Below are 12,376 nucleotides of genomic sequence, written 5' to 3' on the forward strand. Positions count from 1 at the left end.
ACGGCAATGTTTACACTTGGAGGTTATTATGGAAAAACCAAAATACAATCGTATCGTTTTAAAGCTTAGCGGAGAAGCATTGGCAGGAGAGCAGGGAAACGGCATTAATCCGACTGTTATCCAATCCATCGCTAAACAGGTAAAAGAAATCGCTGAGCTTGACGTCGAAGTGGCCGTAGTTGTAGGCGGCGGCAACTTATGGCGCGGAAAAACAGGCAGTGACTTAGGAATGGATCGTGCGACGGCCGATTATATGGGCATGCTTGCTACTGTCATGAACTCACTTGCCCTGCAGGACAGCCTGGAAACGCTCGGAATTCAGTCCAGAGTGCAGACATCAATTGAAATGCGTCAGGTCGCTGAGCCTTACATCAGAAGAAAAGCCATCCGCCACCTGGAGAAAAAACGCGTTGTGATTTTTGCCGCGGGAACAGGAAACCCTTATTTCTCTACGGACACAACCGCAGCGCTGCGTGCCGCTGAAATCGAAGCGGATGTGATTTTAATGGCGAAAAATAATGTCGACGGTGTGTATAATGCCGATCCGAGAAAAGATGAGTCAGCCGTTAAATACGAAAAATTATCTTATCTCGATGTGTTAAAAGACGGGCTGGAAGTCATGGATTCTACGGCTTCTTCACTATGTATGGATAATGATATTCCGCTGATCGTCTTTTCTATTATGGAAGAAGGAAATATTAAGCGTGCCGTAATCGGCGAATCAATCGGAACGATCGTAAGGGGGAAATAACGTTGTCAAACGAAGTATTAACACAAACAAAAGAACGCATGGAAAAAGCGGTTGCCGCTTATTCACGTGAATTGGCGTCAGTCCGCGCGGGACGTGCCAACCCATCTCTATTGGATAAAGTGACAGTAGAATACTACGGTGCCCAAACACCTTTAAACCAGCTGTCTTCCATCAATGTGCCTGAAGCGCGTATGCTTGTTGTCACACCGTATGACAAAACGGCAATCGGCGATATTGAAAAAGCGATCCTGAAAGCTGATCTTGGCGTAACTCCGACAAGTGACGGAACAATTATCCGCATCGCGATCCCGGCTCTGACGGAAGAAAGACGTAAAGAACTTGTCAAAGTCGTGAAAAAATACGCGGAAGAAGCGAAAGTAGCAGTCCGTAATGTCCGCCGTGACAGCAACGACGACCTCAAAAAACTTGAGAAAAACGGAGACATTACAGAAGACGAGCTTCGTGCTTCCAGTGAAGACGTTCAAAAGCTGACAGATGAATATGTGTCAAAAATTGACAGTGTCACGAAGGACAAAGAAAAAGAAATCATGGAAGTTTAATGAAAAACTATGTACAATAGATAATGTGAAAAGACCCTCTCATGTTTACAGGGGGTTTTTTTGTTAATACTGTTGATTACATTGATCATCAGCAACGCAACCTTTTTGGGTGACGGAGGAATCTCATGCTCAACATACTCAAAAATTGGAAGAATCAGCAGAATGCGGCTTCCAACTTAGAACGGTATACAAAAGAAGACATACTGAAGGGTGAAATTCCCGCACACATTGCCATTATTATGGACGGAAACGGACGCTGGGCGAAGAAGCGCTCACTCCCGCGGATTGCCGGACATCATGAAGGTATGAAAGTGGTAAAAAGGGTGACAAAGCTCGCAAATCAGCTCGGCGTTAAAGTTCTGACTCTTTATGCGTTTTCAACTGAGAATTGGAAGCGCCCGAAGATGGAAGTCGACTTTTTGATGAAGCTTCCGGAAGAGTTCCTGAATACGTATCTTCCTGAATTGATAGAGGAAAATGTACAGGTGAAAATTATCGGAGATGAATCCGCGCTCCCTTCTCATACGTACAGGGCGATTGAGAAGGCCGTAAAAGATACAGAACAAAATGACGGGCTGATTCTCAATTTCGCTTTGAACTACGGCGGACGCACGGAAATCGTCAATGCGGCAAAAGCATTGGCCGAACAGGTGAAAAGCGGCACGCTGAATATCGAAGACATTGATGAAGCGCTCTTTTCCGGGCATTTAATGACAGAATCAATCCAGGACCCGGAGCTGCTCATCAGAACGAGCGGAGAAATCAGACTGAGCAACTTTATGCTTTGGCAGGTGGCTTACAGTGAATTTGTTTTTACAGATGTCCTGTGGCCCGATTTTAAAGAAGATCACTTTCTGCAGGCAGTGGGAGAATTTCAGCAGCGGGGCCGGAGGTTTGGCGGAATTTAGAGGATGGTGGAAATGAAACAAAGATTGTTAACAGGTGTTCTGGCAGCGGCACTATTTTTATTTTTGGTTATTTTCGGAGGATTGCCGTTCACCGTATTTGTTTACGTGATGGGAAGTATAGCGCTTTTTGAGCTTTTGCGGATGAAAAAGCTCAGATTTTTTTCTTTTCCGGGTCTGATCAGCCTCTTGTTGTTATGGCTGTATATGATGCCGGACAAATATCATTTTTTCGATGCGAAAATGGAAGTAACGATTTTCGCCGTATTGATTCTGCTCAGCTATACGGTGCTCGTGAAAAACACCTTTACGTTTGATGAAGTCGGGTTTATCGTTCTCGCGACGGTATATATCGGACTGTGTTTTCATTATTTTATTGAAATCAGAAACATTGAAACAAACGGGCTTTTGTATATCTTTTATGCCTGCGTTGTCATATGGTCAACGGACTCAGGCGCATATTTCGTCGGAAAGTCGCTCGGGAAGCGGAAGCTGTGGCCCGAAATCAGTCCCAACAAAACGGTGGAAGGGTTTCTCGGCGGTATTGTCATCGCCCTTATTTTTACGGCTGTTTTTCAGCTGTTTGCGCACCTTCCGATTTCATACCCGGTTCTTTTGGTCATCACGCTTGTTCTGTCTGTGTTCGGACAGATCGGGGATTTGGTTGAATCAGCGCTTAAGCGGCACTATGATGTGAAAGATTCGGGGAAAATCCTTCCCGGGCACGGCGGCATTTTAGACCGATTTGACAGCTTTTTGTTTGTCATGCCGTTCTTATACTTTCTGCTTGCGCTTTTTTCATGAGAAAGGCTAATATGAAAATAAGACCGATCTGGACGCATAGAATGGGAGTGGCATTTTGAAGAATATTTGTCTTTTAGGAGCAACAGGATCAATCGGGGAGCAGACGTTAGACGTATTGCGCATGCATCAAGATCAGTTCCGTCTCGTCTCGATGACTTTCGGTAAAAACGCCGAGAAAGCGATCCCGTTGATCAGAACGTTTCAGCCGAAATATGTAGCAGTCGGCGACATGGATACATATCAAAAAGTGAAAGAAGCGTCTTTTTCTCATGAATGTCAAATCGGCATCGGAGAAGAAGGCCTGATTGAAGCGGCAGTCATGGACGAAGTGGATATCGTGGTCAATGCGCTGCTTGGAAGCGTCGGTTTAATCCCGACTTTGAAAGCGATTGAACAGAAAAAAACAATTGCGCTTGCAAATAAGGAAACTCTCGTCACTGCCGGGCATATAGTGAAAGGACACGCAAAACGATACGGTGTTTCTCTTCTTCCGGTCGACAGCGAACATTCCGCTATTTTTCAGGCGCTGCAAGGCGAACAGAGCAAAAATATCGAGCGCCTGATCATTACGGCATCCGGCGGCAGTTTCAGAGATAAAACGCGGCAGGAGCTTGAGTCTGTAACGATTGCCGACGCCCTTAATCACCCGAACTGGTCGATGGGTGCAAAGATTACGATTGACTCGGCTACAATGATGAATAAAGGGCTTGAAGTCATTGAAGCGCATTGGCTGTTTGATATTCCGTATGAACAGATTGACGTTGTATTACATAAAGAGAGCATCATTCATTCGATGGTTGAATTTCACGACAGAAGCGTCATCGCCCAGCTCGGAAATCCGGACATGAGGGTGCCGATTCAATACGCGCTGACATATCCGGACCGGCTGCCTCTGCCTGAAGCAAAAAGGCTTGAATTATGGGAGATCGGAAGCCTTCATTTTGCGAAAGCTGACTTTGAAAGGTTCCGCTGCTTACAATTTGCCTTTGAATCAGGTAAAATAGGGGGAACGATGCCGACGGTTTTAAATGCGGCCAACGAAGAAGCCGTTGCCGCTTTTCTTGCCGGACGGATTTCATTCTTATCGATTGAGGACCTGATTGAAAAAGCATTGGACCGCCACAGCGTAATTCAGGATCCGAGTCTTGCGGATATCCAAGAAGTGGACAAAGACACCCGGGGATACGTTAATTCAATACTCACATAAGGTGGTATGTTCGTGAATACAGTTATCGCGTTTATTATTATTTTCGGAACGCTCGTTTTTTTCCATGAGCTCGGGCATTTATTGCTCGCCCAAAGAGCGGGAATCCTTTGCCGTGAATTTGCGATCGGCTTCGGCCCTAAAATCTTTTCATTTAAAAAGAATGAAACCGTGTATACGATCAGGCTCCTTCCGGTCGGAGGGTTCGTCCGCATGGCCGGTGAAGATCCGGAGATGATTGAAGTCAAACCCGGTTATACCGTCGGGCTTCTTTTTAATAAAGATGACGAAGTGGAAAAAGTCATCATTAATCAAAAGGAAAAATATCCCGACGCTTTAATTATCGAGGTGGAGACGGCTGATCTTGAGCACGAAATGAAGATTACCGGGTACGAGCAGGGGAAAGAAGATGAACTGGCGGGCTTTACTGTCAGTCAGACCTCTTTTTTTATCGTAGACGGAGAAGAAGTGCAGATTGCGCCTTACAATCGACAATTCGGGTCTAAACCCGTATGGAAGCGGATTAAGGCGATTGCTGCCGGTCCGATAATGAACTTCATCTTAGCGTATGTCATTCTCGTCATGCTCGGATTTATTCAAGGCGTGCCTTCGAATCAGCCTGAGCTCGGGAAGCTGACAGACAATGGACGCGCAGCTGCTGCCGGTTTAAAAGAAGGCGACTATATCCAGAGCATTAACGGTGAAAAAATGAGGTCATGGACCGACATCGTGACAGCGGTAAAAGAAAATCCCGGGAAAAAAATCGATGTCGCCGTCAAACGGGACGGCAAATCGTTTCATATCTCGGTTACACCTGAAGCTGTAAAAGATGAAAATAAAAAAACAATCGGCCGCTTCGGCTCTTATGCGCCGACTGAAAAAGGCGCGCTTGCAGCGATTGCTTACGGCGCGACATCTACCGTTGATGTCACAAAAGCGATCCTGACCAATCTGAGCAAACTTGTGACAGGCCAGTTTAAGCTTGATATGCTTTCGGGCCCTGTCGGCATTTATGATATGACCGATCAAGTTGCAAAAACCGGTATTATCAACTTATTCCAGTTTGCGGCGTTTTTAAGCATCAACCTGGGAATCGTCAACCTGCTGCCGATACCGGCGCTTGACGGCGGACGGCTGCTGTTTTTATTCATTGAAGCAATCCGCGGCAAGCCGATAAACCGTGACAAGGAAGCATTTGTCGTATTTATCGGCGTAGCTTTCTTAATGCTTCTTATGCTGGTTGTCACATGGAACGATATCCAGCGCTTATTCTTATAATTGACTAGTAAAAAATCAGAGGTGCGAAGACATGAGACAAAGTTTGACGCTTATTCCGACCCTGAGAGAAGTGCCGGCTGATGCTGAAGCAAAAAGCCATAAGCTTCTGCTGAGAGCGGGATTTATCAGACAAAATACGAGCGGGGTTTACAGCTACATGCCCCTGGCTTACAGGGTCATTCAAAACATTCAGAAGATCGTGCGTGAAGAAATGGAAAAAATCAACGCGGTGGAAATGCTGATGCCGGCCCTTCAGCAGGCTGAAACATGGCAGGAATCAGGCAGATGGTATACGTACGGGCCTGAATTAATGCGTCTGAAAGACCGCCACGGCCGTGAATTTGCTTTAGGAGCGACACATGAAGAAGTCATTACTTCTCTCGTGCGCGATGAGGTGAAATCTTATAAGCGTCTGCCGCTCACTCTTTACCAGATCCAGTCTAAATTCAGAGATGAAAAACGCCCGCGTTTCGGGTTATTGCGCGGACGCGAATTCATCATGAAAGATGCGTATTCTTTCCATGCTTCTGAAGAAAGTCTGGAGGAAACATACCAAAACATGTACGGCGCATACAGCAGCATTTTCGCACGCTGTGAATTAAACGTCCGTCCCGTTATTGCCGACTCGGGCGCGATGGGCGGAAAAGACACGCATGAATTTATGGCTCTTTCTGAAATAGGGGAAGATACCATCGCTTATTCCGATGGATCCTCTTACGCAGCCAATACGGAAATGGCGGAAGTTGTCATGAACAGCGAGCCGTCAGATGAAACACCCGAGGCATTGGAGAAAATTGATACGCCGAATGTCAAAAGCATTGAAGAGCTCGCTTCGTTCTTGCAGATCGAGCCGAGCGCCTGCATCAAATCAATGCTGTTTAAAGCGGATGACCGATTTGTTCTCGTGTTAGTAAGAGGCGATCATGAGGTCAATGACGTGAAAGTGAAAAACCTTCTGAACGCGGAAGTGGTTGAACTTGCGTCTCATGAAGAAGTAGCGGAGAAACTTGGCACGGAGCCGGGATTTGCGGGGCCGATCGGCGCTGCCGGCGACATTGAGATTTATGCCGACCAAGCCGTGAAAGTAATGGTAAACGCCGTTTGCGGCGCGAATGAAAAAGACCGTCATTACCGAAACGTAAACATCGAACGTGACGCGTCTGTAAAAGCATACGCCGATCTTCGAATCATTCAGGAAGGCGATCCGTCACCTGACGGAAAAGGCACGATCCGTTTCGCTGAAGGGATTGAGGTCGGACAAGTCTTTAAACTCGGCACGCGTTACTCTGAAGCGATGAATGCGACATACCTTGATGAAAACGGGCGTGCGCAGCCGATGCTGATGGGATGTTACGGAATCGGCGTGTCCAGAACGCTTTCAGCCATCGCTGAACAGCATCACGACGAAAAAGGCTTGATCTGGCCGAAGAGCGTTGCTCCGTATGATCTTCATATTTTGGCGCTGAATATGAAAAACGAAGCGCAAAAAGAGCTTGCTGAACAGCTTTACGGCAAATTCCAGGCGGAAGGTTATGAGGTATTATACGATGACCGCGCTGAACGCGCAGGCGTGAAGTTTGCTGATTCTGATCTGATCGGCCTTCCGATCCGCATCACTGTCGGAAAACGTGCCGACGAAGGCATCGTAGAAGTGAAAATCCGCAAAACCGGTGAATCTGCCGAAGTTTCAGTGGATGAGCTTTCTGAATTTATTAAGACGAAGTAATCACCATAACGAATCGTACAAAATCATGTTAAAATAGAGAAAAAAGAAGGTACCTCATCACCTGCGGAGGTACCTTCACTTATGATGTTTTAAGGGAGGGATACTGTCTGAATGGAACAGTTATCAGTAAACAGAAGACAGTTTCAGATTCTTCTGCAGCAGCTTAATATGACAGATGATACCTTCATGACATACTTTGAAGACGGAGAGATTGATAAACTGACAATCCATAAAGCAGAAAAAGCCTGGCATTTCCAATTTCGCTTTAAGGCTCTTTTGCCGTATCAAATATATGATTCATTCATGATGAGGTTAACACAATCGTTTGCTCACATCGCCCGTGTCACATCGTCTGTTCAGGTCATCGACCCTACAGTGACAGAGGAGCTTGTACAGGATTATTGGACACGCTGTATTGAAGAGCTTGAAGGAACCTCGCCGCCGATGGTGGCTCTTTTGAATCAGCAGAAACCGAAGCTCAAGGGAAATAAACTGATCGTGAAAACAAAAACAGATACAGAAGCATCTGCGCTCAAAAATAAATACAGCGCACTGATTCAGCACAGCTACCGCCAATTCGGCTTTCCGGAACTGCAGCTGGATACCGAAATTTTCGTATCTGACCAAGAAGTCCAGAAATTCCGCGAGCAAAAGCTTGCTGAAGATCAGGAGCGGGCGATGCAGGCGCTTATCGAGATGGAGAAGAAGGAAAAAGAGGGCGATGAGGATCAGGCACCGTCCGGACCGCTTGTCATCGGCTATCAAATTAAAGAGAACGAAGAAATCCGGACGCTTGACAGCATCATGGATGAAGAAAGAAGAATCACGGTGCAGGGGTTTGTGTTTGATGCTGAAACACGCGAGCTGAAAAGCGGACGCACGCTCTGCATTTTCAAAATCACGGACTATACAAACAGTATTTTAGTAAAAATGTTCGCCAGAGAAAAAGAAGACGCCGCTTTGATGAAAACGCTGAAAAAAGGCATGTGGGTGAAGGCGCGGGGAAGCATTCAAAACGATACATTCGTCAGAGACCTCGTCATGATTGCAAATGACGTGAATGAAATAAAAGCCAAAACCCGTGAAGACACCGCTCCTGAAGGCGAAAAACGGGTTGAACTTCATCTGCATTCTCCGATGAGCCAAATGGATGCTGTAACGGGCATCGGAAAGCTTGTCGAACAGGCGAAAAAATGGGGACATGAAGCGATTGCGTTAACTGATCATGCCGTTGTGCAGTCTTTCCCGGATGCCTATTCCGCCGCGAAAAAACACGGCATTAAAATGATTTACGGAATGGAAGCCAATATCGTAGATGACGGCGTTCCGATCGCATACAATCCAGCTCACCGTCTCCTGGAAGAAGACACATACGTCGTCTTTGACGTTGAAACGACAGGTCTGTCCGCAGTGTATGACACCATCATTGAGCTTGCCGCAGTCAAAATAAGAGGCGGAGAAATCATCGATAAATTCGAAGCGTTCGCCAATCCGCACCATCCGCTGTCAGCAACGACGATAGAGCTTACCGGGATTACGGACGACATGGTCCGCGACGCTCCCGATGTCGTTGACGTCGTCCGGGATTTTAAAGAATGGATCGGCGATGACGTGCTTGTGGCTCATAACGCCAGCTTTGATATGGGATTTTTAAATGTGGCGTACAAGCGTCTTTTGAAAACGGAAAAAGCGAAAAATCCAGTCATTGATACGCTGGAACTCGCGCGTTTCCTGTATCCTGAGTTTAAAAATCACCGCTTAAATACGTTATGTAAGAAGTTTGATATCGAATTAACCCAGCATCACCGAGCGGTCTTTGACGCTGAAGCAACGGGCTACCTGCTGTTGAAAATGCTCAAAGATGCCGCTGAAAAAGACATTTTTTATCATGATCAGCTGAATGAGAATATGGGACAATCCAATGCTTATCAAAGATCAAGGCCTTATCACGCTACATTGCTCGCCGTAAATGAGACCGGCCTTAAAAATCTGTTTAAGCTTGTGTCCATTTCTCATATTCAATATTTCTACAGAGTGCCGCGCATTCCGAGGTCGCAGCTTAATAAATACAGAGAAGGTCTGTTAATCGGCTCTGCCTGTGACAGGGGAGAGGTCTTTGAAGGCATGATGCAAAAATCACCTGAAGAGGTTGAAGATATCGCATCCTTCTATGATTATCTTGAAGTGCAGCCGCCGGAAGTATACAGACACCTTCTGCAGCTTGAGCTCGTCCGGGATGAAAAAGCGCTGAAAGAAATCATCGCCAACATCACGAAGCTCGGGGAAAAATTGAATAAGCCGGTCGTTGCCACCGGAAATGTCCACTATTTAAACGATGAGGATAAAATTTACCGGAAGATCTTAATATCTTCCCAAGGCGGCGCCAACCCGTTAAACCGGCACGAACTGCCTAAAGTGCACTTCAGAACGACAGATGAAATGCTGGATGCTTTCTCCTTTCTCGGTGCGGAAAAAGCGAAAGAAATCGTGGTTGACAATACGCAGAAAGTCGCTTCGATGATCGATGAGATCAAACCGATCAAAGACGATCTGTACACGCCGAAAATTGACGGAGCTGATGAAGAAATCCGTGAAATGAGCTATCAGCGCGCCAGAAGTATTTACGGTGAAGAGCTTCCTGAAATTGTGGAAGCGAGAATAGAAAAAGAATTAAAAAGCATCATCGGTCATGGATTCGCCGTTATTTATCTCATCTCTCATAAGCTTGTAAAACGGTCTCTGGATGACGGTTATCTCGTCGGCTCCCGGGGGTCCGTCGGTTCATCGCTTGTGGCGACCTTAACGGAAATCACTGAAGTGAATCCGCTCGCTCCGCACTATGTGTGCCCGAGCTGCCGATATTCCGAATTCTTTAATGACGGATCAGTCGGTTCCGGTTTTGACCTTCCGGATAAAAGCTGCCCGTCTTGCGGCACACCTTTGAAAAAGGACGGGCATGATATCCCGTTTGAAACGTTCTTAGGCTTTAAAGGTGACAAAGTACCCGATATCGACTTGAACTTTTCAGGTGAGTATCAGCCGCATGCCCATAACTACACGAAAGTATTGTTCGGTGAAGATAACGTGTATCGCGCGGGAACGATCGGCACAGTTGCGGAAAAGACGGCTTACGGATATGTGAAAGGCTATGCGGGCGACCACAACCTACACATGCGCGGCGCGGAGATCGACCGTCTGGTGCAGGGCTGCACCGGCGTTAAGAGAACGACCGGCCAGCACCCGGGGGGGATTATCGTTGTCCCGGATTACATGGATATTTACGATTTTTCCCCGATACAATTCCCGGCAGATGCGACGGGGTCTGAATGGAAAACGACTCATTTTGACTTCCACTCCATTCATGACAACCTGCTGAAGCTTGATATATTGGGGCACGATGATCCGACAGTCATCCGGATGCTCCAGGATTTAAGCGGAATTGATCCGAAGACGATTCCGACAGATGATCCGGAGGTTATGAAGATTTTCCAAGGCACAGAATCGCTCGGCGTCACTGAAGAGCAGATCGGCTGTAAAACGGGGACGCTCGGCATTCCTGAATTCGGGACGCGATTTGTGCGGCAGATGCTTGAGGATACGAAGCCGACGACGTTCTCCGAGCTTGTCCAGATTTCCGGGCTTTCCCACGGAACGGACGTATGGCTCGGCAATGCGCAGGAACTGATACACAACAATACGTGTGAACTGAGCGAAGTGATCGGCTGCCGTGATGACATTATGGTTTACTTGATCTATCAGGGCCTTGAGCCTTCACTGGCCTTTAAAATCATGGAATTCGTCCGTAAAGGCAAAGGCCTGACGCCGGAATGGGAAGAAGAAATGAAAAAGAACAATGTGCCGAACTGGTATATTGATTCATGCAAAAAAATCAAATACATGTTCCCGAAAGCCCACGCCGCCGCATACGTGCTGATGGCGGTGCGGATTGCCTATTTTAAAGTGCATCACGCGCTTTTATATTATGCTGCGTATTTTACCGTCCGCGCAGATGACTTTGACATTGATACAATGATTAAAGGCTCGACCGCCATCAGAGCGGTGATGGATGATATCAGCTCTAAAGGGCTTGATGCTTCGCCGAAGGAGAAAAACCTCCTTACCGTGTTAGAGCTTGCGCTTGAAATGTGTGAGCGCGGCTATTCCTTCCAGAAGGTCGATCTATACCGTTCGAGCGCTTCGGAATTTATCATTGACGGCAACAGTCTCATCCCGCCGTTCAACTCAATTCCGGGACTCGGAACCAACGCCGCTCTCAATATTGTGAAAGCGCGGGAAGAAGGAGAGTTCCTTTCAAAAGAGGATCTTCAAAAACGAGGAAAAGTGTCAAAAACCATTTTAGAGTATTTAGACCGTCACGGCTGTCTTGAGTCGCTTCCGGACCAAAATCAGCTGTCTCTGTTTTAAGCTTTGTGCACAGCCTCCCAGCGGAGTTTGATTTGCATTAAATATATGGTTATGGTATAGTTTTATTGGAAATGCTAACGATTACCGAGGCAAAGAGTGGGGAAACCCGCTCTTTTGTATTGAACAGGCAATTTTGCCTCGACATGTCCATCGTTTTCTCAATGCCCCTGCTCTTTTGAAGCAGGGTTTTTATGCAGAGGAACGGCTGATATGATATCGACAGCACAAGGAGGAAAAACATGAGCAAAAAAGTGACTGATACCGTTCAAGGAATGGCTCAGCCCATACTGGATGACCTTCAGCTTGAACTCGTAGACATTGAATTTGTCAAAGAGGGTCAAAACTGGTTCCTTCGCGTGTTTATTGATTCCGATAACGGTGTTGATATTGAGGAGTGCGCCAAAGTCAGCGAAGCGTTAAGCGAAAAGCTGGATGAGGCCGATCCGATCACTCAGAACTACTTTCTTGAAGTATCTTCTCCTGGAGCCGAGCGTCCATTAAAGAAAAAAGCCGACTTCGAAAAATCACTGGGCAAAAATGTGTACATGAAAACGTACGAACCGATTGACGGTTTAAAAGTGTTTGAAGGCAAATTGGCTGAATTTGATGGACAAACTGTTACAATAGAGATGACGGTCAAAACAAGAAAGAAACGGGTCAATATTCCGTATGAAAAAATAGCTAACGCAAGATTAGCTGTAACATTTTAATGAATGAAGTATT

At 46.5% G+C, this 12,376-nt stretch carries 9 protein-coding genes; all 9 read left to right on the top strand.

Going from position 1 to position 12,376, the window contains the following annotated elements; all coding sequences use genetic code 11:
* Window positions 1-28 precede the first annotated feature (28 nt).
* A complete protein-coding gene (gene pyrH / locus ACWJJX_RS03890) occupies window positions 29-751 on the top strand; it encodes a UMP kinase (RefSeq protein ID WP_003154213.1) in 723 nt (240 codons plus the stop codon).
* 2 nt (window positions 752-753) lie between these two features.
* Window positions 754-1,311 (top strand): ribosome recycling factor, encoded by a 558-nt coding sequence (gene frr, locus ACWJJX_RS03895; protein ID WP_003154212.1) that lies wholly within the window; start codon window positions 754-756, stop codon window positions 1,309-1,311.
* 125 nt (window positions 1,312-1,436) lie between these two features.
* Window positions 1,437-2,219 carry an isoprenyl transferase gene (locus ACWJJX_RS03900; RefSeq protein WP_003154211.1) on the top strand — a complete coding sequence of 261 codons (783 nt, stop codon included), beginning with the start codon at window positions 1,437-1,439 and terminating at the stop codon, window positions 2,217-2,219.
* A 3-nt stretch (window positions 2,220-2,222) separates the two neighbouring features.
* Window positions 2,223-3,020, top strand: a complete 798-nt coding sequence (locus ACWJJX_RS03905; protein ID WP_007409796.1) for a phosphatidate cytidylyltransferase — start codon at window positions 2,223-2,225, stop codon at window positions 3,018-3,020.
* 55 nt (window positions 3,021-3,075) lie between these two features.
* Window positions 3,076-4,227 (top strand): 1-deoxy-D-xylulose-5-phosphate reductoisomerase, encoded by a 1,152-nt coding sequence (gene dxr / locus ACWJJX_RS03910; RefSeq protein WP_172614694.1) that lies wholly within the window; start codon window positions 3,076-3,078, stop codon window positions 4,225-4,227.
* A 6-nt stretch (window positions 4,228-4,233) separates the two neighbouring features.
* Window positions 4,234-5,502 (top strand): RIP metalloprotease RseP, encoded by a 1,269-nt coding sequence (gene rseP / locus ACWJJX_RS03915; RefSeq protein WP_007611459.1) that lies wholly within the window; start codon window positions 4,234-4,236, stop codon window positions 5,500-5,502.
* 31 nt (window positions 5,503-5,533) lie between these two features.
* Complete coding sequence (gene proS / locus ACWJJX_RS03920) at window positions 5,534-7,228, top strand: proline--tRNA ligase (RefSeq protein ID WP_003154202.1); 1,695 nt, start codon at window positions 5,534-5,536, stop codon at window positions 7,226-7,228.
* A 111-nt stretch (window positions 7,229-7,339) separates the two neighbouring features.
* The gene (locus ACWJJX_RS03925; protein ID WP_024085302.1) at window positions 7,340-11,653 is read left to right on the top strand and encodes a PolC-type DNA polymerase III; all 4,314 of its coding nucleotides are present in this window, start codon (window positions 7,340-7,342) and stop codon (window positions 11,651-11,653) included.
* Window positions 11,654-11,892: 239 nt separating this feature from the next.
* On the top strand, window positions 11,893-12,363 hold the full coding sequence (gene rimP / locus ACWJJX_RS03930; protein WP_003154197.1) for a ribosome maturation factor RimP: 471 nt from the start codon (window positions 11,893-11,895) through the stop codon (window positions 12,361-12,363).
* Window positions 12,364-12,376: the final 13 nt, after the last annotated feature.

The organism is Bacillus sp. YH3-2-B2 (assembly GCF_053663335.1).

What these genes read in the sequence shown, in the direction of transcription:
- pyrH (WP_003154213.1), top strand. Translation starts at nt 29, where the DNA reads ATGGAAAAACCAAAATACAATCGTATCGTTTTAAAGCTTAGCGGAGAA.
- ACWJJX_RS03900 (WP_003154211.1), top strand. Translation starts at nt 1,437, where the DNA reads ATGCTCAACATACTCAAAAATTGGAAGAATCAGCAGAATGCGGCTTCC.
- ACWJJX_RS03905 (WP_007409796.1), top strand. Translation starts at nt 2,223, where the DNA reads ATGGTGGAAATGAAACAAAGATTGTTAACAGGTGTTCTGGCAGCGGCA.
- rseP (WP_007611459.1), top strand. Translation starts at nt 4,234, where the DNA reads ATGTTCGTGAATACAGTTATCGCGTTTATTATTATTTTCGGAACGCTC.
- proS (WP_003154202.1), top strand. Translation starts at nt 5,534, where the DNA reads ATGAGACAAAGTTTGACGCTTATTCCGACCCTGAGAGAAGTGCCGGCT.
- ACWJJX_RS03925 (WP_024085302.1), top strand. Translation starts at nt 7,340, where the DNA reads ATGGAACAGTTATCAGTAAACAGAAGACAGTTTCAGATTCTTCTGCAG.
- rimP (WP_003154197.1), top strand. Translation starts at nt 11,893, where the DNA reads ATGAGCAAAAAAGTGACTGATACCGTTCAAGGAATGGCTCAGCCCATA.